19 protein-coding genes and 2 riboswitches are annotated in these 20,360 nt (G+C 63.8%); of the genes, 7 read left to right on the top strand and 12 right to left on the bottom strand.

Annotated features, from left to right (window positions below; genetic code table 11):
* The 4 genes from IB229_RS09570 to zwf all read right to left on the bottom strand — a co-directional run bounded on the left by IB229_RS09570 (nucleotide 1) and on the right by zwf (nucleotide 5,290).
* Entirely contained in the window at nucleotides 1-714 is a 714-nt protein-coding gene (locus IB229_RS09570) for a DUF4123 domain-containing protein (RefSeq protein WP_192327491.1), read from the bottom strand.
* A gap of 86 nt (nucleotides 715-800) precedes the next feature.
* On the bottom strand, nucleotides 801-2,906 hold the full coding sequence (gene tssI, locus IB229_RS09565; protein WP_192327489.1) for a type VI secretion system tip protein TssI/VgrG: 2,106 nt from the start codon (nucleotides 2,904-2,906) through the stop codon (nucleotides 801-803).
* 157 nt (nucleotides 2,907-3,063) lie between these two features.
* Nucleotides 3,064-3,582, bottom strand: a complete 519-nt coding sequence (locus IB229_RS09560; protein ID WP_192327486.1) for an Hcp family type VI secretion system effector — start codon at nucleotides 3,580-3,582, stop codon at nucleotides 3,064-3,066.
* 280 nt (nucleotides 3,583-3,862) lie between these two features.
* Entirely contained in the window at nucleotides 3,863-5,290 is a 1,428-nt protein-coding gene (gene zwf, locus IB229_RS09555) for a glucose-6-phosphate dehydrogenase (RefSeq protein WP_225579100.1), read from the bottom strand.
* Between the two features lie 256 nt (nucleotides 5,291-5,546).
* Between zwf and hexR the strand changes: the two genes are divergently transcribed.
* The 3 genes from hexR to IB229_RS09540 all read left to right on the top strand — a co-directional run bounded on the left by hexR (nucleotide 5,547) and on the right by IB229_RS09540 (nucleotide 8,029).
* Nucleotides 5,547-6,413 carry a transcriptional regulator HexR gene (hexR, locus tag IB229_RS09550; protein ID WP_192327483.1) on the top strand — a complete coding sequence of 289 codons (867 nt, stop codon included), beginning with the start codon at nucleotides 5,547-5,549 and terminating at the stop codon, nucleotides 6,411-6,413.
* Between the two features lie 82 nt (nucleotides 6,414-6,495).
* Nucleotides 6,496-7,743 (top strand): ubiquitin-like protein, encoded by a 1,248-nt coding sequence (locus IB229_RS09545; protein WP_192327480.1) that lies wholly within the window; start codon nucleotides 6,496-6,498, stop codon nucleotides 7,741-7,743.
* A 70-nt stretch (nucleotides 7,744-7,813) separates the two neighbouring features.
* A complete protein-coding gene (locus IB229_RS09540; RefSeq protein WP_192327477.1) occupies nucleotides 7,814-8,029 on the top strand; it encodes a PA3496 family putative envelope integrity protein in 216 nt (71 codons plus the stop codon).
* Here the strand turns inward: IB229_RS09540 and IB229_RS09535 are convergent.
* Entirely contained in the window at nucleotides 7,983-8,933 is a 951-nt protein-coding gene (locus IB229_RS09535; protein WP_192327474.1) for a LysR family transcriptional regulator, read from the bottom strand. The two genes, IB229_RS09540 and IB229_RS09535, sit on opposite strands and share 47 nt — an antisense overlap.
* A 189-nt stretch (nucleotides 8,934-9,122) precedes the next feature.
* Here IB229_RS09535 and IB229_RS09530 point away from each other — a divergent pair, with 189 nt between their 5' ends.
* Together IB229_RS09530 and oadA are read left to right on the top strand one after the other, a co-directional pair.
* Nucleotides 9,123-10,538, top strand: coding sequence for an acetyl-CoA carboxylase biotin carboxylase subunit (locus tag IB229_RS09530; protein WP_192327471.1), 1,416 nt, complete (start codon nucleotides 9,123-9,125; stop codon nucleotides 10,536-10,538).
* Between the two features lie 11 nt (nucleotides 10,539-10,549).
* Nucleotides 10,550-12,373 (top strand): sodium-extruding oxaloacetate decarboxylase subunit alpha, encoded by a 1,824-nt coding sequence (gene oadA, locus IB229_RS09525; RefSeq protein WP_192327469.1) that lies wholly within the window; start codon nucleotides 10,550-10,552, stop codon nucleotides 12,371-12,373.
* Between the two features lie 336 nt (nucleotides 12,374-12,709).
* Here oadA and IB229_RS09520 read toward each other — a convergent pair whose 3' ends face one another.
* Both IB229_RS09520 and IB229_RS09515 read right to left on the bottom strand, forming a co-directional pair.
* Nucleotides 12,710-13,105: a hypothetical protein gene (locus IB229_RS09520; RefSeq protein WP_192327466.1), complete on the bottom strand. Its 396-nt coding sequence runs from the start codon at nucleotides 13,103-13,105 to the stop codon at nucleotides 12,710-12,712.
* 189 nt (nucleotides 13,106-13,294) lie between these two features.
* Nucleotides 13,295-13,510 (bottom strand): DUF1127 domain-containing protein, encoded by a 216-nt coding sequence (locus IB229_RS09515; protein WP_192327464.1) that lies wholly within the window; start codon nucleotides 13,508-13,510, stop codon nucleotides 13,295-13,297.
* 377 nt (nucleotides 13,511-13,887) lie between these two features.
* Here IB229_RS09515 and IB229_RS09510 point away from each other — a divergent pair, with 377 nt between their 5' ends.
* Nucleotides 13,888-14,925 (top strand): threonine aldolase family protein, encoded by a 1,038-nt coding sequence (locus tag IB229_RS09510; RefSeq protein WP_192327461.1) that lies wholly within the window; start codon nucleotides 13,888-13,890, stop codon nucleotides 14,923-14,925.
* Between the two features lie 10 nt (nucleotides 14,926-14,935).
* On the opposite strand, the gene IB229_RS09505 is transcribed toward IB229_RS09510, so the two are convergent.
* Nucleotides 14,936-15,574 (bottom strand): trimeric intracellular cation channel family protein, encoded by a 639-nt coding sequence (locus IB229_RS09505; protein ID WP_225578940.1) that lies wholly within the window; start codon nucleotides 15,572-15,574, stop codon nucleotides 14,936-14,938.
* A 2-nt stretch (nucleotides 15,575-15,576) separates the two neighbouring features.
* A riboswitch (glycine riboswitch) is annotated at nucleotides 15,577-15,676 on the bottom strand.
* Nucleotides 15,677-15,767, bottom strand: a riboswitch (glycine riboswitch).
* Nucleotides 15,768-15,925: 158 nt separating this feature from the next.
* Here IB229_RS09505 and IB229_RS09500 point away from each other — a divergent pair.
* The gene (locus tag IB229_RS09500; RefSeq protein WP_192327458.1) at nucleotides 15,926-16,360 is read left to right on the top strand and encodes a CBS domain-containing protein; all 435 of its coding nucleotides are present in this window, start codon (nucleotides 15,926-15,928) and stop codon (nucleotides 16,358-16,360) included.
* Between the two features lie 3 nt (nucleotides 16,361-16,363).
* Here the strand turns inward: IB229_RS09500 and IB229_RS09495 are convergent, their stop codons facing one another.
* The 4 genes from IB229_RS09495 to IB229_RS09480 all read right to left on the bottom strand — a co-directional run bounded on the left by IB229_RS09495 (nucleotide 16,364) and on the right by IB229_RS09480 (nucleotide 20,262).
* Entirely contained in the window at nucleotides 16,364-16,681 is a 318-nt protein-coding gene (locus IB229_RS09495) for a hypothetical protein (RefSeq protein WP_192327455.1), read from the bottom strand.
* 159 nt (nucleotides 16,682-16,840) lie between these two features.
* A complete protein-coding gene (locus tag IB229_RS09490; protein ID WP_192327453.1) occupies nucleotides 16,841-17,941 on the bottom strand; it encodes a polyamine ABC transporter substrate-binding protein in 1,101 nt (366 codons plus the stop codon).
* A 143-nt stretch (nucleotides 17,942-18,084) separates the two neighbouring features.
* On the bottom strand, nucleotides 18,085-19,140 hold the full coding sequence (locus IB229_RS09485; protein WP_192329357.1) for a histone deacetylase family protein: 1,056 nt from the start codon (nucleotides 19,138-19,140) through the stop codon (nucleotides 18,085-18,087).
* A 129-nt stretch (nucleotides 19,141-19,269) separates the two neighbouring features.
* Entirely contained in the window at nucleotides 19,270-20,262 is a 993-nt protein-coding gene (locus IB229_RS09480) for an AraC family transcriptional regulator (protein ID WP_192327450.1), read from the bottom strand.
* Between the last annotated feature and the right edge of the window lie 98 nt (nucleotides 20,263-20,360).

The following is a 20,360-nucleotide window of genomic DNA, read 5'->3' as shown; positions in this document are numbered from 1 at the left end:
TCATGCTTGTGCTACTGCCGAATGTTGCTGCAGCCAGCTGTGGACGAACCGGTCTCGCTCGTCGAGGTCGAGAATGCCTTTGCGGCTGGCGGCCTGTTGGGCGTGGACCAGATGGCGCATCAGCACCTCCCGTTTGTTCAGTCCGTAGTCGATGGGCTCAATGTCATTGCTGCTGTAGTAGCGCTCTGCGAGGCTCCAGGCCTGCAGGTGAACGACTTGGGGGCGCTCCAGACGCAGGGGCGGTAACGGCGAGGGACATTCTGAGCTGCGCTGGCAACGCCCGGGGAGCTGCTGTATCTCGCCATCGCGGTCACACCAGTGCCAAGTAATGGCCGGTGCATGAAACCAGGATTGCTGCGGGTTCAGTGCTTCGCTCACGGCGATAAATAGGCGTGGGTCGAAAAAGCGCAGCAGGCCGCTGCTCTTGCCATCGTTCCACTCTGCTTGAGTGCAATGAGCCAGATGTACCGATAGCTCGTGGAAATCCCAGGGGCTGGTCAGCGCCAGGAGATGCTGGTGGCCACGTGGAGCGCTTGCCATGTCAGTCAGCAGTTGCGCATGTCTGGAATTGACGCGGTCGAGCCGCAGAAGTTGGGGGCCCGACTCCGCAATCCCATGTTCAGGGGTGTATTGCAGGATGGCAGCATGCCGGATGGACTGGTCCAGTTCGGCAATACGTTCGTTCAGCGGAAATGTCAGATTGGTTGCATCCACTAGCAGGTCTATGTGGGGCAGCCTTGCCTGCGCCGCACTACGTTGGAGCTCACCTAGCCAGAGAGTAGTCATCACTGTTTAAGCCCTCAGCGTGCAACCAGAACGTGTGCTTTTGCTTGCGCGCGGCGCAGGCATTCTTCGCAGACGGCTGGTGGTTTGTTTGGAGTGGCTGAGGGATTCGCCACAGCCTGATCCAGCAGATTCCCAGCCTTGTCCTTGTCAGCCATGCCCGGCTGCAGGGGCAGCTTGATGGCAATGCCGCTGCCGGTGCCGGGAGAGCCGCCGGAGTTGATCTTCACCAGTGCGCCGCTAAGGGTGATGCCGCTGGCGTCCAGTTTGATGAAGCTGCCGCCGGCGTTGAGGGTCAGCTCGCTGCCGGCTTCGAGGACGATCTTCACGCCGGCCTTGAGGTGGATCTCGTTGCCGGCTTCGACGAACTGGCCGGTGCCGATCTTCACGTGCTGGTTGTTGGCGACGGTCAGGTGGTCTTCGGCGCGCACTTCCACCTTGCGGTCGGAGCGGGTGGTGCGGTGTTCCTCGGCGTACAGCTCGGTGTAGCTGTTGGCTTCGACGCTGTCGTGGCGCTCGTGGCCGATGCGGATTTTCTGGTCGTGCTCGATGTTCTCGTCCCAGTCGCGCTGGGCGTGCAGGTAGATCTGCTCCTGGCCCTTGCGGTCCTCGATGCGCAGTTCGTTGTAACCGCCACCGCCGGGTGAGCTGAGGGTCTTGAATACGCTGCGGGTCTTGTTGGCCGGCAGGTCGTACGGCACGACGTGCTCGGCGTGGTACAGGCAGCCGGTCACCAGCGGCTGGTCGGGATCGCCTTCGAGGAAGGTGACCAGCACTTCCATGCCCACCCGCGGAATGGCGATACCGCCGTAGCGGTCGCCGGCCCAGCTGGAGGACACGCGCAGCCAGCAACTGGTCTTGTCGTCGGCGTTGCCCTCGCGGTCCCAGTGGAATTGCACCTTGACCCGGCCGTGTTGGTCGCAGTGGATTTCCTCGCCGGCCGGGCCGGTGACCACCGCGCTCTGGCTGCCGAGAATGCGTGGCTTGGGATGCTCCAGCGCGGGTCGATAGGGCACGTCCCACGGGGTGGCGCTGAAGTGGTTGCGGTAGCCTTGGTGGAAGTTGTCCGAGCTGCCTGTTTGCCCCTCATCCTGACCTTCTCTTGGAGAGATAGAGAGAAAAGCCGCGCTGCTGATCGACTCTTCCAGCACCTGCGGCTGCTTGCCTTCGTGGCGCACCTCGGTGAGCAGCCATAGCTGGTTCCAGTCGCCACGCGGGTGTTCGCTGAGATCGAGGAAGTGACCGCTGACCAGGCGTGGCTGATCGCTGGTGCCCTCGGCCAGTTGATAGTCGGCGCGATGGCGTTCCAGGGCGCGCTGGCTGAGGTGCTTGCCCCGGCCGCGGTCGGTGTAGCGGCCGGGGTAGTCGTAGTCCTCCAGGTCGGGCTTGAACGCGCTTTTCACCGCGGCTTCGAGGAGCAGGCGTGGTTTCTCGAAGTCGTAGTCGCGGCGTGTGACGCGGCTGGTGCGAGTGGCCAGGCGCAGGCCGAAGCGCTTGATCACCGGCCGGTCGGCGACCAGTCCCGAGTCCTGCTGGTAGGGCACCGGGGCGAGTCGAGCAAACGCGGTCTGGTCATCGGCGAACACCAGCACGTGACCGTCCTGGCTGTGCTGGAAGTGGTAGTGGATGCCTTCTTCTTCGCACAGGCGCTGGACGAAGTGCAGGTCGCTTTCGTCGTACTGCACGCAGTAGTCGCGCGGCGGATAGGTCGCGCCAAGCTGGAAGCGGTAGGCGCCCTGCTGGATGCCATGTTCCTCGAGCACGCTGGCGACGATCTCGGCCACGTTGAGGTGCTGGAAGATGCGTTGGTTGCTGCGGTGAGCGAGGTAGGCCAGCTGCGGCATCAGCACCAGCTGATAGCGGGTCAGGCGTTTGCCCGACTCACCCTGGCCAGCCTGGTGGATGTAGCCGTGGATACCCGTGCCATCGTCGGCCAGGGTGAGAAAGGCGCGCTGGTGCAGCAGGCTCTGCAGGTCGATATCGGGCTGTTCGCTGACCAGCTCCAGGTTGAAGGCGAAGGGCTGGCTGAGCGCTTCATGGCCCTGGAAGGCGAGCACCTGCAGATCGTGTGTGACGCCTTCGATGCTCAGGCTGAAATGGATCTGGTTGGCGGGGGCGAACATCCTTGTTCCTTCTGCCGGTGTGGCATCGACCTGAGGGGCTGGCCGATGCGACTCGAGTCCTTTCGAGCTGGTGCATTCTCGGCAACTCCAGCGGCCCGTACGGTGATGCGGGGCGCAAAACGCACGGGCCGGGAGACTGCCGAGAGGTTGCCGTGAATCAGGCGGAAATCGGCGAGCGCCAGTCGTCGGAGCCGGATGTGCCGGAGACTTCGTGGGTCCAGACGATCTTGCGGTAGGTGAAGTAGACGTCTTCCAGGTGGGTGAAGTGGGCCATGTTCGGGTCCTGGCAGTTGGGCATGCGCGACTGCACGTCGACGATCACCGCGTCTTCCAGCTCGATGGTGTAGTAGTGCTCCTGAGTGCCGGTGGAGGAGGTGCGGTACCACTCGATGCGGCATTTGTTCAGGCGCTCGCCGGAGGTCAGCGAGTTGAAGATCAGCGGCGAGGATTTGTCGAAGACCTTGGTCACCATCAGCGGCTTGTGCACGCGCTGGCCGGTGGGCTGACCGGACTGCGGGTCTCGCGGGATGATCACCTGGTGGTTGAACGCCTGGACCAGAACTTGGTCCTCGTGGCCTTCCTGGAAGATGTTGCCGACCGAATCCTCGGTGAAAGTACCGGCGGTGATCAGGCCCTGTTTGGTGCCTTCGAGGGTCATGTACGCGGGTGTTGGCATGAGAGCGCTCCTTGCTGCGGTCGTGGACCAAGTCCGGTCCGGGAGCCAGAAGCCGATCAAGCGCTGTGCCAGAAAATATTTAATTTTATAAAACAATGGCTTGCGAGACTCGTCGGGTGCGCGCCGAAACCAGATGCGGCGTGCCGCACAGAAAGCTGGGTAAGGCCTTGCGCAGGGCTGTGCAGAGAGTTGCGCAGTGGCTGCGGAGCCGCGGGCGGGCGTTAGTCGCGGGCGACGTGCAGGCTGCTCGTGCGTCCTTGCTGCGCAAAAGCTGGCGCAGTCAGTCGAGCCAGGCGCGTCCCTGCAGTTCGAGCAGGCTTTGTGCCTGTTCCGGGCCGTTGCTGCCGGCAGGATAGGGGCGCGGGTTCTGGTAGTACTCCAGCCAGCCCTTGAGGATCGGATCGACCCAGGCCCAGGCTGCCTCGACTTCGTCGCGGCGCATGAACAGCGTCGAGTCACCCTCGATCACGTCCAGCAGCAGGCGCTCGTAGGCGTCCCAGCGGCGCTTCTGCGGAAAGACATGAGCCAGGTTCAGGTCCAGCTCCATGGGCGTCAGGCGCATGCCCTTGCCCGGGCTCTTGCCCATCAGCTGCAGGCTGATGCGCTCTTCGGGCTGCAGGCGGATGACCAACTGGTTGGCCTGGCTGCCGTCGAACAGGCGATGCGGCACCGGCTTGAACTGGATGACGATCTCCGAGCACTTCTTCGCCATGCGCTTGCCGGTACGCAGGTAGAACGGCACGCCGGCCCAGCGCCAGTTGTCGATCTCCACCTGCAGGGCGACGAAGGTCTCGGTGTCGCTGTCATTGTCGACGTGTTTCTCGAAGTAGTAGGCGGGCACGTCCTGGCCGCCGATCTTGCCGGCAGCGTACTGGCCGCGCACGGTCTTGTCCTGCACGTCGAGGCCGCTGATCGGCTTCAGCGCTTCGAGGATCTTCACCTTTTCGTTGCGCACCGCTTCGGCGTCGAAGCGCACGGGCGCCTCCATGGCCACCAGGCAGAGCAGCTGCAGCAGGTGGTTCTGGATCATGTCGCGCATGGCGCCGGCGTGGTCGTAGTAGCTGCCGCGATTCTCCACGCCGAGGGTTTCATTGACGCTGATCTGCACATGGTCGATGTGCCCGGTGCGCCACACCGGCTCGAACAGGGCATTGGCGAAGCGCAGCGCCATCAGGTTCTGCACCGTCTCCTTGCCCAGGTAGTGGTCGATGCGGAACACCTGGGACTCGCTGAACACGCCGCCGATGGCCGCGTTGATTTCCTGCGCCGAAGCCAGTGAATGGCCGATCGGTTTTTCCAGCACGATACGCGTGTTGTCGCCGGCCAGGCGGGCGATGGCCAGGTTCTCGGCGATGGCTTCGAACAGGTTGGGCGCGGTGGCCAGGTAGTAGATACGCCCGCGCTGACAGGCACTGCTGCCGAGGAATTTGCCCAGGCGGCCGAATTCGGCGCTTTGCGACAGGTCCATGGCGAAATAGTCGAGGCGCTCGGCAAAGCTCTGCCAGGTGGCGTTGTCGAAGTCGCGCCGTGCCACCTGGGCGCGGCAGCGGCGTTCGGCCAGGGACTGGTAATCGGCGCGGCTGAGCACGTTGCGGGCGACCGCGAGGATGCGCATGTCGGGCGCCAGGCGGCCATCGCGGTGCAGGTGATAGAGCGCGGGCAGCAGTTTGTGCAGGGCGAGATCGCCAGTGCCACCGAAGACCAGCATGTCGCAGGGGGTGTTCAGCACGTTGACTCCGAGCGGTTGCCTGTGCGGTGAGGTCGCTCATGTAGTATAACTACAAGGCCACTACAGCCCGATCATAACAGGCTGGGTAAAGCCGTCGCGAGCCGAGGGTCGGCTGAGCGAGGGTGCGTTGTAGCGAGGCGTGATCGATTGCGCCAGCTGCCAACAGGGTCGTCATCGCCGTCAGCTGCGCCGCGAGCGCCGTGACTTGTCCAGTGTGTAAATCTGAGTCCTGCCCGTGAACCTATTGCAGCACATCGCCCAGTCCCGTCATCTGCTTCGCAAGTCCGAACTCAAGGTCGCCGACCATGTGCTGCTGGATCCGTCTGCCGTGATGCACAGCTCGATGGCCGATCTGGCGCAGGAAGTCGGTATCAGCGAACCGACCATCGTGCGTTTCTGTCGCGCCATCGGTTGCACCGGCTTCCAGGACCTCAAGCTCAAGCTGGCGCAGAGCCTCGCCGCGGGCGCCAGCTTCGGCCAGTTCTCGATCAGCGAGACCGACTCGGTTGCCGACTTCAGCCTGAAGATTTTCGACACCACCCTGCACACCCTTATCGAGGTGCGTGAAAAGCTCGACCCCAAAGCCCTGCAGCACGCCATCGCCGCCTGTTCCCAGGCGCAGCGCGTGGAGTTCTACGGTTTTGGCGCCTCGGGTGCGGTAGCCGCCGATGCCCAGCACAAGTTCTTCCGCCTGCTGCTCACCGCCGCGGCCTATTCCGATCCGCACATGCAGGCGATGAGTGCCGTGACCCTGAAGCCCAGCGACGTGGCGATCTGCATTTCCCAGTCCGGACGTTCCAAGGACCTGCTGATCACTGCCAACCTGGTGCGTGAATCGGGTGCCACGCTGATCACCCTGTGTCCGAGCCAGACACCGCTGGCGGACCTGGCCACGGTCAACCTGGCCATCGACGTGCAGGAAGACACCGAGATCTACACCCCGCTGACCTCGCGTATCGCCCATCTGGTGGTGATCGACGTGCTGGCGATGGGCGTTGCCATGGCCCGCGGCCCGGACCTGGTCAACCACTTGAAGAGCGTCAAGCGCAGCTTGCGTAGCCTGCGTCTGTCGCCGAAGAGCGCAAAACAACAAGGCGAGTAGTCGCACGTTGCCTTGGTTCTGGTAGTGTCGTTTTGCTAGCATCCGCGACCTTCATAACCTTGCTCCAGTCCGGATGTTTTCCATGCCTCATGTCCTTAGGGCTTCTCTTCTTGTGCGCACCCTGCTGATCGCGCTGGTGTGCGGTTTGGCCACGCCTGCGTTTGCCATGCAGATTTTCGTCAAGACCGTGACTGGCAAGACCATTGCCCTGGAAGTTGAAGCCAATGACACGATCGAGAACGTCAAGGCCAAAATCCAGGACAAGGAAGGCATTCCGCCGGATCAGCAGAGCCTGATTTTCGCCGGCAAGCAGCTTGAGGAGGGGCGGACTCTTGCGGATTACAACATTCAAAAAGAATCGACCCTGCATCTCAGGCAGGTGCAGATCGAAGTGCAGCCGAGCGGGCTCGATGGCTTGCGTCGACAGGCCGGCGGACTCTCACGGCTGGCGGTGGATTCAGCGGTTCTGGTGCTGACTGGCAACCACGGTCATCCGTTGGACCTGCGTGTAGCGCCGGGCAAGCAAAATTGTGCCTGGCTCGCGGGAGACTGGGGTGGCGATGACCTGAGTGGTACGGGCGATTCGAGTGGTGCTGCGGAAGTTGGCGGGTGCCAGCGCCTGACCGAGAGTGGCGCTCAATTGGGTGTTGCAGTTGGCAAGACCCGTGCGCAAGAGGGGCACGCTGGGCCTGATGCACTCAAGCAGCGGGGTAATTATCTGCTGCTGGAATTTATGTCGCCGTTGACGGCAGTGTCTCCGGATCTGTGGTCAACGCTGACGGCGTACTACAACCATGGCGAAGCCGATGTCAGGCGCGGGTATTCGACGTTGCTTGGTGCCGAGGTTTCCAGCGCGGATACCCAGGTCGATACATGGGCGTTGCGCGCGCGTCTGGATTGGGAGGGGTTGTGGCAGCCGGCAGGGGTGAAGCTATCACCCTATGCGGACCTGAATTATGTGCAGGCACGGGTTTCGTCGTATGAGGAGAGTGGCGGCAGTCAGGCGATGTCACTTGCTGCGCGCGAGCAAACCGTATCGGACCTGCGTCTGGGACTGAACGCCAAGTACCCGTTAAATGACCATGTCGAATTGCTGGCCGGCGTAGAAGGTGTTCGACGTGTCCATGATGATGCCGAGGCTATCGACGCTTACTGGGGGTCGCAGCATTTCAGGTTGCAGCAGACAGCGGACGATCGCGCCTGGGTGCGGGCTCAGCTCGGGGCGGCGTGGCTGATGCAGGACAGTCGCCTGGCGCTCTTGTATAGCGCCACCAGCGAAGGCCAGCAGCCCGCGCGCTGGGTGGCGATAAGCTGGACAGGCTCCTTCTGAAGCGCTGTCAGTAAACCGTCATCTACGCGCGCCATGCTGAGGCTCCCTCGCCTCTCACTGGAGCCGCGCCATGTCCCGTCATCAAGCCGACCAGCAGAATTCCCCGAGCCGCAATCGTCGCCAGCAGGAAGACCTGCGCCGCATGCAGTTTCGCAAGGCCATCGAGGAATATTCCGAGCAGCGTCGCCTGCACCTGGAAATCGCCGATTTCCCCGAGCTGGTCGCCGCCGATCAGCTACTCAGCTACCGAACTGCAGCCCCGCGAAGCGCTCGCTCAGTGCACTGATCTGCGCCCGTTCGCTGCGGATGAACTGCAGGAACGCCTGCGCCACTGGTGACAGGTACTTGCCCCGCGCATGCACCACGCACCAGCTGCGGTAGAGCGGTAACTCCTGCACCGGCAGCTCGCGCAGCAGGCCCGCGGCCAGCTCCATGCGCGCCGCGTGGCGCGGCAGCAGGGCCAGGCCGAGGCCGGCGATCACCGCCTCGACCTGCGATTCGGTGGAGCCGACCTCCAGCGTCTGGGCGAAGTGCGCACGCTTCTGGTGGCAGTACTCGGCGCAGGCCTTGCGCGTGCCCGAGCCGGGCTCGCGGACCAGCAGCGGGTAGCGGGTCAGGTCCTGCAGTTGCAGCGTGGCCTGGCTGCTCAGCGGATGATCCGCCGGCGCCACGGCAACGATCGGGTTGTTCAGGAAGGGAAAGAAATCCAGCGCCAGCTCGCTCGGCACCTGCGACATGATCAGCAGGTCGTCGCGGCTCTGCGACAGGCGCCGCACGGCCTGGGCGTGGTTGACCACCACCAGCTGCAGGTTGACCTCCGGGTGCTGCGCGCGAAACGCGGCGAACAGATGCGGCACCAGGTACTTGGCGCTGGACTCGACCGCCAGGTTGAGCTGGCCCTGCAGCGTGCCCTGCAGGTCGGAGAGCTGCATGTCGAGGCTCTCCAGGCGGCCGAAGATGTCTTCGCTGGTCTTCAGCAGGGTTTCGGCAGCCGGCGTCAGGTAGAGCTTCTTCGCCACATAGTCGAACAGCTGCTGGCCGATCAGCTCTTCCAGCTGGCGAATCTGCAGGCTCACGGCTGGTTGGGTCAGCGCCATTTCTTCTGCGGCGCGGCTGTAGGAGCGGCTTTCGCACACCGCACGAAAAATCTGCAGCTGGCGAAAGGTTATTCGCATCAATGACTTGCGCATGTTTCAGGGTGTTTCTCAGCGTGCTGATTGCGCAACTATAAGTCTTTGCTAATAGCTATCCCAACAAATATTGATTTTGGTTAATCAACGCAGCGGCGTAGGGTTTATCCACGACCGCTACATGATGCGCGGTCACTCGTCGACCGGCCGCTGCCGGCCACCTGTTCACGTGATCGAGGAAGCTGGCTCGTGATCAAGAAAATCCTGATTGCCAACCGCGGTGAGATTGCCGTCCGCATCGTGCGCGCCTGCGCCGAAATGGGCATCCGCTCGGTGGCCGTCTATTCCGATGCCGACCGCATGGCGCTGCACGTCAAGCGCGCCGATGAAGCCCACAGCATTGGTGAGGAGCCGCTGGCCGGTTACCTCAACCCGCGCAAGCTGGTGAACCTGGCGGTGGAAACCGGCTGTGATGCGCTGCACCCCGGCTACGGTTTCCTCTCGGAAAACGCCGAGCTCGCCGATATCTGCGCCGAGCGCGGGATCAAGTTCATCGGCCCCAGCGCCGAAGTGATCCGCCGCATGGGCGACAAGACCGAGGCGCGGCGCAGCATGATTGCTGCCGGCGTGCCCTGCACCCCCGGCACCGAAGGCAACGTGGCGAATATCGACGAGGCGCTGCGTGAAGGCGACCGCATCGGCTACCCGGTGATGCTCAAGGCCACCAACGGCGGTGGCGGTCGCGGTATTCGCCGCTGCAACAGCCGCGAAGAACTGGAGCAGGCCTATCCGCGGGTGATCTCCGAGGCGAGCAAGGCCTTCGGCCGTGCCGAGGTGTTCCTCGAGAAATGCATCGTCAACCCGAAGCACATCGAAGCGCAGATTCTCGCCGACAGCTTCGGCAACACCGTGCACCTCTATGAGCGCGACTGCTCGATCCAACGGCGTAACCAGAAGCTGATCGAGATCGCCCCGAGCCCGCAGCTGACTCCCGAGCAACGCGCCTACATCGGCGACCTCGCCGTGCGCGCGGCCCAGGCGGTGGGTTACGAGAACGCCGGCACCGTGGAGTTCCTGCTCGCCGAGGGCGAGGTGTACTTCATGGAGATGAACACCCGGGTGCAGGTGGAACACACCATCACCGAGGAAATCACCGGCATCGACATCGTTCGCGAGCAGATCCGCATCGCCTCCGGCCTGCCGCTCTCGGTCAAGCAGGAAGACATCCAGTACCGCGGCTTCGCCCTGCAATTTCGCATCAACGCCGAAGACCCGAAGAACAACTTCCTGCCGTCGTTCGGCAAGATCACCCGCTACTACGCCCCCGGCGGCCCCGGCGTGCGTACCGACACGGCGATCTACACCGGCTACACCATCCCGCCGTACTACGACTCCATGTGCCTCAAGCTGATCGTCTGGGCACTGACCTGGGAAGAGGCGATGGACCGCGGCCTGCGCGCGCTGGACGACATGCGCTTGCAGGGCGTGAAGACCACCGCCGCCTACTACCAGGAAATCCTGCGCAACCCCGAGTTCCGCAGCGGCCAGTTCAACACCAGCTTCGTCGAAGCCCATCCGGAACTGACCAACTATTCGATCAAGCGCAAACCGGACGAGCTGGCCCTGGCCATCGCTGCCGCCATCGCCGCCCACGCCGGCCTGTGAGGAATTGAGCCATGACTAAGACCCCTGTTTCTAAAAAGATCACCGTTACCGACACCATCCTGCGCGACGCCCACCAGTCGATCATCGCCACCCGGATGCGCACCGAAGACATGCTCCCCATCTGCGACAAGCTCGACAAGGTCGGCTACTGGTCGCTGGAAGTCTGGGGCGGCGCCACTTTCGACGCTTGCGTGCGCTTCCTCAAGGAAGACCCGTGGGAGCGCCTGCGCCAGCTCAAGGCCGCGCTGCCCAACACCCGCCTGCAGATGCTCCTGCGCGGGCAGAACCTGCTCGGCTACCGTCACTACAGCGACGACGTGGTGCGCGCCTTCGTGGCCAAGGCCGCGGTCAACGGCATCGACGTGTTCCGCATCTTCGACGCGATGAACGATGTGCGTAACCTGCGCGTCTCCATCGAGGCGGTGAAGGCCGCCGGCAAGCACGCCCAGGGCACCATCAGCTACACCACCAGCCCGGTGCACACGGTCGAGGCCTTCGTGAAACAGGCTAAGGCCATGCAGGCGATGGGCATCGACTCCATCGCGATCAAGGACATGGCCGGCCTACTCACGCCGTTCGCCACTGCCGAGCTGGTCAAGGCGCTGAAGGCCGAGATCGACCTGCCGGTGTTCGTGCACAGCCACGACACCGCCGGCATGGGCTCGATGTGCCAGCTCAAGGCCATCGAGGCCGGTGCCGACCACATCGACACCGCCATCTCCAGCTTCGCCTGGGGCACCAGCCACCCCGGTACCGAGTCGATGGTCGCCGCCCTGCGTGGCAGCGAGTACGACACCGGCCTGGACCTGGCGCTGATCCAGGAAATCGGCATGTACTTCCACGCCGTGCGCAAGAAGTACCACCAGTTCGAGAGCGAGTTCACCGCCGTGGATACCCGCGTGCAGGTCAACCAGGTGCCGGGCGGCATGATGTCCAACCTGGCCAACCAGCTGAAGGAACAGGGCGCGCTGAACCGCATCAACGAAGTGTTCGCCGAAATCCCGCGGGTGCGTGAGGACCTCGGTTTCCCGCCGCTGGTGACGCCGACCTCGCAGATCGTCGGCACCCAGGCCGTGTTCAACGTACTCGCCGGCGAGCGCTACAAGACCATCACCAACGAGGTGAAGCTGTACCTGCAGGGGCGCTACGGCCAGGCGCCGGGCAAGGTCAACGAGAAGCTGCGCAAGCAGGCGATCGGCAGCGAAGAGGTCATCGACGTGCGCCCGGCCGACCTGATTCCGCCGGAGCTGGCCAAGCTGCGCGCCGAAGTCGGTGCCCTGGCCAAGTCCGAGGAAGACGTGCTGACCTACGCCATGTTCCCGGATATCGGCCGCAAGTTCCTCGAGGAGCGCGCTGCCGGCACCCTGACCCCGGAAGCGCTGCTGCCGATTCCGGAAGCGGGCGGTGTGGCGGCGGTAGGCGGTGAAGGCGTGCCGACCGAGTTCGTCATCGATGTGCACGGCGAAAGCTACCGCGTCGACATCACCGGCGTGGGCGTGAAGGGCGATGGCAAGCGCCACTTCTACCTGTCCATCGACGGCATGCCGGAAGAGGTGGTGTTCGAGCCGCTCAACGACTTCGTCGGTGGTGGCGGCAGCAAGCGCAAGCACGCCAGCGCCCCGGGCGACGTCAGCACCACCATGCCGGGCAACATCGTCGACGTGCTGGTGAAAGAGGGCGACGTGGTCAAGACCGGCCAGGCCGTGCTGATCACCGAGGCGATGAAGATGGAAACCGAAGTTCAGGCACCGATTGCCGGTACCGTCAAAGCCATCCACGTGGCCAAGGGCGACCGCGTCAATCCGGGCGAAGTGCTGGTGGAAATCGAAGCCTGACCGGCTGACGAGCAAGACAAAAAGGGGAGCCGCGAGGCTTCCCTTTTTTATGCCGTTTTTATCGGATATCAAGGGTGTGCTGCTCGGCTGCTGTAGGGGGCGCCGTGCGCACCGCGAGCCACCGTGTTGCCTCTGGTGGATCGATGAAGCGTGACCCACCCTAAAGCAGCGCGCGAGGTCTCCAGCGGAGTCAGGATGATGGTCCCCACGCTCCGCGTGGGAACGCCTCTACAGACGCTCTGCGTCTGAGGACGCGGAGCGTCCTTGGATCAGGTTCCCACGCTGCAGCCTGGGAACCATCGCTGATTCATGGCCTCGCCGACGTATGCCGGGTGATCAGCGGCTGAGGCGGTGATTGGTGCGCAGCTCGATCAGGTCCTGGTAGGTGCAGGTTTGCGGCGCATCACCGGTCAGATCGTAGCAGCGCTGGCCGAAACCCATCGGCCAGTAGGCGATGGCGACGGGGGGCCAGAAGATCGAGGGCACGCGGAAGCGGCTCTTCAGGCGGCCGCTCTGGATCGTGTTGGCCTCTGCGTCCTGCAGTCGATAGGGAATGCCGCCGGCGGCGCCCCAGGAGAATGGGCGGCTCTTGACCAGGCCCTGGTTATATTTGACCGGCCGCTCGTTGACGATAAGGGTGCTGTTTTCCGGCAGTTTGAACCAGGCGCCCGTTGAGCAACCGGTGATGGCCAGGGTCAGCGTGAGCAGGGCAGCGGATTTGAGCGCGGACATCGGGTACTTCCTTGTTCTTGCGGATGTGGGTGACGGACGCCCTTGTGAGGCGGCGCGCACTATACCGGCTTGCCTGACGCCTTGCGATTCGTCGACCGGCAGAAAAACAAAAGGGAAGCTCGGCGGCTTCCCTTTGACTTCTTGCTGCGTTGACGATGAACCGATAGGCCAGTCGTCAGCGTTTGTCGCTCAGCGCCAGAACGGCTTGCTGATTTCCAGCTGGCGCTGGTACAGGCTGATACCGGCATCGGCCAGCAGGCGCTCGTCGAGGCGGGCGAGCTGGTGGCGGCTGACGATGCGACGCTTCCACAACATCAGAGTGGCGAGCAGGTGCAGCGGCAGATTGCCGTGGGTATCGGTGGCACGTTGTTGAAACATCAGGTCGGAACTGAGGGTACGTTCCATGGTGGGGCTTCCTTCCGCTTGTGGCGGCATTTGAGGGTGTTCTACTGGAAGCCTATTTTCCTGACCGAGCAGTTGAATTTGTAGGCACAGCTGGGTGAAATAAGCAGCCGTTTCGTTAGGTTGCTGGCTAACTGTTCTGCTTTTTGTGCGGCAACTGTACCGGTGATAAGTGACTAGTGCGGTTAACTGTATTTGCGCAGGGTTTTTCGCTGCATTGATCAACCCGCACGGCAGATTTATGCCGGTACAGTTGTGCAGATGACGGTTTTGCTGTGCATCTGTGTTGCCCGATTTTTTCCTATCCGTGCCCCGGCAAAACACCTGCCGGCAGCCTGGCTTAGACTCTCCCTTCGTCCCGCCGTACCCAAGGAATTGCCATGACCGACCAGACCCAGCAATTTGCCAGCGACAACTATTCCGGCGTCTGCCCGGAGGCCTGGGCGGCGATGACCGAGGCCAACCAGGGCCACCAGCGCGCCTATGGCGAAGACCAGTGGACGGCGCGCGCCGCCGACCATTTCCGTCAGCTGTTCGAGACCGATTGCGAGGTGTTTTTCGCCTTCAACGGCACCGCGGCCAACTCCCTGGCGCTGGCCTCGCTGTGCCAGAGCTACCACAGCGTGATCTGCTCGGAGACCGCCCACGTCGAGACCGACGAATGCGGTGCGCCGGAGTTCTTCTCCAACGGTTCCAAACTGCTCACCGCGCATACCGAGCAGGGCAAGCTGACCCCGGCGACCATCCGCGAGGTCGCGCTCAAACGCCAGGACATCCACTTCCCGAAACCGCGCGTGGTCACCCTGACCCAGGCCAGCGAGGTCGGCACCGTGTACCGCCCGGAGGAAATCCGCGCGATCAGCCAGACCTGCAAGGAACTCAACCTCAACCTGCACATGGACGGCGCGCGTTTCTCCAATGCCTGCGCGTTCCTCGGCTGCAGCCCGGCCGAGCTGACCTGGAAGGCCGGCGTCGACGTGCTGTGTTTCGGTGGCACCAAGAACGGCATGGCGGTCGGTGAGGCCATCCTGTTCTTCAACAAGGCCCTGGCCGAGGACTTCGACTATCGCTGCAAGCAGGCCGGTCAGCTGGCCTCGAAGATGCGCTACCTCTCCGCGCCCTGGGTCGGCCTGCTGCAGGACGGCGCCTGGCTGCGCTACGCCAACCACGCCAACCGCTGCGCGCGCCTGCTCGCCAAGCTGGTCGACGACGTGCCGGGCGTCAGCCTGATGTTCCCGGTGGAAGCCAACGGCGTGTTCCTGCAGCTCTCGGAAACCGCCATCGAACGCCTGCGTGACTGGGGCTGGCGCTTCTACACCTTCATCGGTGCCGGCGGTGCGCGCTTCATGTGCTCATGGGATACCGAAGAAGCACGCATCCGCGAACTGGCCGCGGATATTCGCCGGGCGATGGCTTGATAAAAAGGCCTCAGCTGTCCCAGCGTCCCGGCTCGTAGGAAAACACCGGCAGCGACCACGACCAGTGGATCGCTGCCAGGCGCAGGCTGAGGCCGGCGGCGAAGGAGGCGAGCAGGTTGATGTCCTCGTCCACGCCCAGATGGCGCAGGCCCAGGTAGAGCAGCGCCACCAGCAGCGAGACGCTGGCGTACAGCTCCTGGCACAGCACCAGCGGCGTGCGGTTACACAGAATGTCACGCAGGATGCCGCCGAAAATCCCCGTGGTGATCCCCGCCATCACCACCACCGGCAACGAGTAATCCAGCTGTAGGGCGACGTTGCAGCCGATCACCGTGAAGGCGATCAGGCCCATGGCATCGAGCAGCAGGAACAGGCGGTGCAGGTGGTGCATGAAGCGCGCGATGAGCATGGTGAACAGGCCGGCGCAGATGGTCAGATAGATGTAGGCCGGATGCTGGGTCCAGGTCACCGGGAAATTGCCGAGCAGGATGTCGCGCACGGTGCCGCCACCCAGGGCGGTGAGAAAGGCGATCAGGCCGACGCCGAACATGTCCATGTTGCGGCGTCCGGCGGCGAGTGCGCCGGACATGGCTTCAGCGGCGATGGCGATCAGATAGACATAGGTAAGCACACAGAACCTCTGCGTCATGTGCCTCTCCCCCTGTCCGGTGTACCTGAGAGTTTGTGCGGCGCGCTGCCGCTTGCCCCTTCGGTGGGTTGCCCGAGGCAACCGCTCTCCAGTCGGCTGATAGTGGATTCCGCAGTGCTGAGCCTGAGCGATTATGGGAGTTTGCGCCTTCGGCGGAGGAGCCTGGTGGCCCTCACTCTCCTGCGGGGGCGGAGTATAGGGGCAATGGCGGCCGCAGCCCATCCCATACTGCGAGCCACGGCTCATGAAGTTTTCAATCGACCCGATGCAAATCCCCGCTTGGCCGGAGCCCTCGTGCCTGTTCGATCCTTGCTGCCACTCGCCGAATGACACCGAACAAAGGGGAATCGCATGAAAACCGTGGCGCAGATGCTCAGAAGCAAACCGCACCAGACCATCCACCGCATTGCACCGGACGCGACCATGCTCGACGCCCTGCAGGTGATGGCCGAGCACAACGTCGGCGCGTTGCTGGTGATGGAAGGCAACCACCTGCTGGGCATCGTCAGTGAGCGTGACTACGCGCGCAAAGGCGTACTCCTCGGGCGCTCGTCGATCGGCACGCGGGTGCGCGAGATCATGAGTGTGCCGGTGATCAGCGTGACGCCCCGGCAGAGTATTCGCGAGTGCATGGAGCTGATGACCGAGCGCCACCTGCGTCACCTGCCCGTGCTGGAAGAGGGCGAGTTGGTGGGGCTGCTGTCCATCGGCGACCTGGTCAAGGAAACCGTCGCCGAGCAGGACGGCCTGATCCAGCAGCTGGAGCAGTACATTCGCGGGGCGTGAGGGCTACTGCGGCTGCGCTTCGGTGGTTTCCGGGGTCGCCGAGCACACACCATTGACGCCGTGTTTTCCGGTGTAGGAAGCCGTGGGTGAGCCGCTGTCGTCGAGGCTGACGGAGATGGTCACGACCGCATTCTTGGCCTCGAAGTACTGTTCGCTGAATTTGTGCAGGGTGGCCTGCTTGCCATTGATGGTCACCGGGCCGCCGGCCTCGGCCTGCACGCGGATATCGTTGGGGCAGGTGAAGTCGATGGCGGGGAGGTTCTGTGCGCTGGCGCCGGTGGCGACAACGAGCAGGAACAGGGCGGTCAGCAATCTATCCATGGTGGTGGCTCCTGGCGACGGGTGCGGTAGACCCTGACTGCTCACCTAAGCAGCCACCCACGAGCTTGTCCAATCGGCAGGAAACCGGCCGATGAGCGATAACCCGATAACGCAAAACCGGCCCTCAGGCCGGTTCCGTTGCTGCGCTCGGGCGACGGCTCAGTTGCCCGTCTTGATCTTGGTCCAGGCGCGGGTGCGCACGCGTTCGATCTTCTGTGGCAGGGGCTGCACCACGTAAAGCAGCTTCTGCGCTTCGGCGGTCGGGGTCAGGTCGGGGTCGGCGCTGATCTCTTTGCTCACCATCTGCATCGACGGCGTGTTCGGGTTCGGGTAGCCGAGGAAGTCGCTGACCGGGGCGATGACTGCCGGGTCCATCAGGTTGTTGAGGAACTCATGCGCCTCGGCGACGTTCTTCGAGCTCTTCGGAATGGCGAAGGTGTCGAACCAGATCGGCGCGCCTTCCTTCGGCAGTTTCCACTTCACCACCACGCCGTTGCCGGCTTCCTTGGCCCGGTTGGCGAACTGGTAGAAGCTGCCCGAATAGCCGATAGCCACGCAGATGTCGCCATTGGCGATGTCGGTCATGTACTTGGCCGAGTGGAAGTACTTCACGTAGGGGCGGACCTTGAGCAGCAACTCGGCGGCCTTGTCGTAGTCCTTGGGGTCGGCGCTGTTCGGGTCGAGGCCCAGGTAGTGCAGGGCAATCGGCAGGATCTCGGTCGGCGAGTCGAGCATCGCCACGCCGCAGGACTTGAGCTTTTCCATGTTTTCCGGCTTGAACACCAGGTCCCAGCTGTTCACCGGTGCGTCTTCACCGAGTGCGGCCTTGACCTTGTCCGGGTTGAAGCCGATCAGCACGGTGCCGTACATGTAAGGCACGCCGTACTGGTTGCCCGGGTCGTTGGTCTCCAGCAGCTTGAGCAGTTCCGGGTCGAGGTTCTTCCAGTTCGGCAGCTGCGACTTGTCCAGTTTCTGGAACACACCCGCCTTGATCTGGGTGTCGAGGAACTGGTTGGACGGCACCACCAGGTCATAGCCGGAGTTGCCGGTGAGCAGCTTGGCTTCCAGTGCCTCGTTGGTCTCGAAGGTGTCCCAGGTCAGCTTGATCCCGGTCTTCTTGGCGAAGTCCTTGGGCACTTCCGGGGCGATGTAGTCGGCCCAGTTGTATACCCGCAGCTCGCGTTCGGCGGCCGTGGCCAGGCCCGTGAGCAGGGCGGTGCCGCAGAGCGCGGCGGCGATCAGGCGGTGCGTCTTCTTCATACTGTGCTCCCGTTGCGTTGTGGGGCTCAGAGCCTGCCTCGTATCTGCTGCGCGTCGGAAAAACTGCGTCGAAAACGGCAGTCGGAATGCTCATTTACAGTGCGTAAATTGCGCTTCCTCAGCCGCTCTCTCCTGGTTTTTCTTTAGCTCGCAAGATCCGAGACAGGCTCTATGGCGCCCTCGAAACCTTCCAGAACATTGACGGCGTTGATGCCGATTTCTTCCACCGCGTAGCCACCCTCCATGACGAACAGGGTCGGCTTGCCCAGGCGCGCGATGCGCTCGCCCATGCGCAGGTAGTCGGGGCTGTCGAGCTTGAATTGCGAAATCGGGTCGGCCATGAAGGTGTCCACGCCGAGCGAGACCAGCACCACGTCCGCGTCATAGGCGGCGATGCGCTCGCAGGCGGTGTCCAGGGCCGCGCCCCAGACATCCCAGGCGCTGCCGGCCGGTAGCGGCAGGTTGAGGTTGTAGCCAGCACCTGCGCCTTCACCGGTTTCGTCGGCGTAGCCGAGGAAGAACGGGAATTCGAAGATCGGGTCGCCGTGGATCGAGGTGAACAGCACGTCGCTGCGGCTGTAGAAGATCGACTGCGTGCCGTTGCCGTGGTGGTAGTCGACGTCGAGGATGGCCACGCGCTTGGCGCCCTGGTCGAGGAAGGCCTGGGCGGCGATGGCGACGTTGTTCAGGTAGCAGTAGCCGCCCATCAGGTCGGCGGCGGCGTGGTGGCCTGGTGGGCGGCACAGGGCGAAGGCGCTGTGGGCGCCGTCGCTGATCAGCTGCTGGCCGGTCAGGGCGACCTGGGCGGCGCTGTACACGGCCTGCCAGGTGCCGGCGGTGATCGGCGCGCCGGCGTCGAAGCTGTAGTAGCCGAGTTGGCCGTGCAGGGTTTCCGGGACCACGCTGCGCAGAGTGCGCGCCGGCCAGGTGTAGGGCAGCAGGTCGGCCGTGTGGCCGTCGGCGGCCCAGCGACTCCAGGCGCTTTCGAGGAATTCCAGGTAGGCCGGGCTGTGGATGCGCGCGAGCGGTGCACGGCCAAAATCATTCGGCCCGCGGACGTCGCCGATATTGCGGTCCTTGACTCGCTGCAGCACGTGGTCGGCGCGCGAAGGCATTTCGAAGCAGGGTTTCAGCTCGCCGTCGATCAGCTCGCAGCGGCCGTGGTGGAGGCGGTGGTCATCGCTGTAGATGGTCAGCATGTTGTTGTTCTCCATCAGTGTTCCTGCCCGCATTGTTGGCAGGGGCGAGTGGGAGCGAGAACGATCAGGGTGGCCAGCAGGGGATAGATGTGGCCATTTTTCGCCTGGGTTTCTATCCGCTCCAGTGCATCAGGCGCGGAAGCGACTGGGCGACAGACCGCTCCAGCGCTGGAAGGCGTGGCGGAAGCTGGCGGTCTCGCTGTAGCCCATGACTTCGGCGATATGGTTGATCGGCAGGGCCTGCCCGAGCAGATCGCGGGCCCGTTCGTAGCGTAGTTCGTCGAGCAGGGTCTGGTAGCTGCTGCCGGCATCGTGCAGGTGGCGGCGCAGGGTGCGCGGAGAGCAGGCCAGCTGCCGCGCCAGTTCATCGAGCGCCGGTGGCTCCTGCAGCTGGCTGGCGAGCAGCTGACGGCAGCGGGTGACCCAGGCCTGGCGATGGACGAATTCGCTGTTGAGCTGGCGGCAGCGCTCGCGCATGTCGCGGTGGGTCACCGGGTCGGCCAGCGGCAGGCGCTGCTCCAGCCAGCTGGCGTCGAAACCGAAGGCGTTGCGTTCGGCATCGAAGCGGCGCGGGCAGGCGAAGCTGGCGACGTAGGCCTTCTCGTAGTCCGGGCGGGCATGGCGGAAGCGGGCTTCGCGCAGCGGCAGGCGGCGGCCGAGCAGGTCGTCGCAGATCAGCCGCAGCGAGGCCAGGCAGAACTCGGCGCTGAAGGTTTCCAGCTCGCTGAGGTCGCGGTAGCCGTCGGCCTGCAGCCAGACCAGGTCGCCGTCGCGTTGCAGGCTGAGTTCGAAGTAGGTGCCGAGCAGGGCCGGGTAGTCGAGCGCCAGGTTGAGGGCGTCACCCAAGGTGGCACTGGAGAGCAGGGTGTAACCGAGCAGCCCATAGGACGACACGTGCATGCGCTGGCCAAGCAGCAGGCCAAGCGCCTGGCAGCGCGCGCGGGCGTTGGCGCACACGCGCATCTCCTGCGCGGTGGTGATGCGGATGTCCGGGTGCTGCAGATCGGCCAGGCGAATGCCACTGCCGGCCAGCAGGGCTTCGGCGCTGTCGCCATCCTCGTCGCCGAGCAGCTGGAGGATCAGGGCGATGGAGTGCAGGGTGGTCAGGTGCGAATGCAGCATGAGCGTTTTCGGCGATGAACAGGCCGATAAACGACGCAAGAAGCATGCCTCGGTACGCACGAGGGAGACGGGCGGGCAGGCGCGTGGCCTGCCCGCCG

The organism is Pseudomonas sp. PDM14 (assembly GCF_014851905.1).
Classification (GTDB): domain Bacteria; phylum Pseudomonadota; class Gammaproteobacteria; order Pseudomonadales; family Pseudomonadaceae; genus Aquipseudomonas.
The sequence above is the reverse complement of the archived record's forward strand: the minus strand, read 5'-3'. Positions and strand labels throughout refer to the sequence as shown.

What these genes read in the sequence shown, in the direction of transcription:
- IB229_RS09515 (WP_192327464.1), bottom strand. Translation starts at nt 13,510, where the DNA reads ATGGAACGTACCCTCAGTTCCGACCTGATGTTTCAACAACGTGCCACC.
- oadA (WP_192327469.1), top strand. Translation starts at nt 10,550, where the DNA reads ATGACTAAGACCCCTGTTTCTAAAAAGATCACCGTTACCGACACCATC.
- IB229_RS09485 (WP_192329357.1), bottom strand. Translation starts at nt 19,140, where the DNA reads ATGCTGACCATCTACAGCGATGACCACCGCCTCCACCACGGCCGCTGC.
- zwf (WP_225579100.1), bottom strand. Translation starts at nt 5,290, where the DNA reads ATGCTGGTCTTCGGTGGCACTGGCGATCTCGCCCTGCACAAACTGCTG.
- IB229_RS09500 (WP_192327458.1), top strand. Translation starts at nt 15,926, where the DNA reads ATGAAAACCGTGGCGCAGATGCTCAGAAGCAAACCGCACCAGACCATC.
- IB229_RS09560 (WP_192327486.1), bottom strand. Translation starts at nt 3,582, where the DNA reads ATGCCAACACCCGCGTACATGACCCTCGAAGGCACCAAACAGGGCCTG.
- IB229_RS09545 (WP_192327480.1), top strand. Translation starts at nt 6,496, where the DNA reads ATGCCTCATGTCCTTAGGGCTTCTCTTCTTGTGCGCACCCTGCTGATC.
- IB229_RS09540 (WP_192327477.1), top strand. Translation starts at nt 7,814, where the DNA reads ATGTCCCGTCATCAAGCCGACCAGCAGAATTCCCCGAGCCGCAATCGT.
- IB229_RS09480 (WP_192327450.1), bottom strand. Translation starts at nt 20,262, where the DNA reads ATGCTGCATTCGCACCTGACCACCCTGCACTCCATCGCCCTGATCCTC.
- IB229_RS09505 (WP_225578940.1), bottom strand. Translation starts at nt 15,574, where the DNA reads ATGACGCAGAGGTTCTGTGTGCTTACCTATGTCTATCTGATCGCCATC.
- IB229_RS09520 (WP_192327466.1), bottom strand. Translation starts at nt 13,105, where the DNA reads ATGTCCGCGCTCAAATCCGCTGCCCTGCTCACGCTGACCCTGGCCATC.
- IB229_RS09490 (WP_192327453.1), bottom strand. Translation starts at nt 17,941, where the DNA reads ATGAAGAAGACGCACCGCCTGATCGCCGCCGCGCTCTGCGGCACCGCC.
- tssI (WP_192327489.1), bottom strand. Translation starts at nt 2,906, where the DNA reads ATGTTCGCCCCCGCCAACCAGATCCATTTCAGCCTGAGCATCGAAGGC.
- IB229_RS09535 (WP_192327474.1), bottom strand. Translation starts at nt 8,933, where the DNA reads ATGCGCAAGTCATTGATGCGAATAACCTTTCGCCAGCTGCAGATTTTT.
- IB229_RS09510 (WP_192327461.1), top strand. Translation starts at nt 13,888, where the DNA reads ATGACCGACCAGACCCAGCAATTTGCCAGCGACAACTATTCCGGCGTC.
- IB229_RS09495 (WP_192327455.1), bottom strand. Translation starts at nt 16,681, where the DNA reads ATGGATAGATTGCTGACCGCCCTGTTCCTGCTCGTTGTCGCCACCGGC.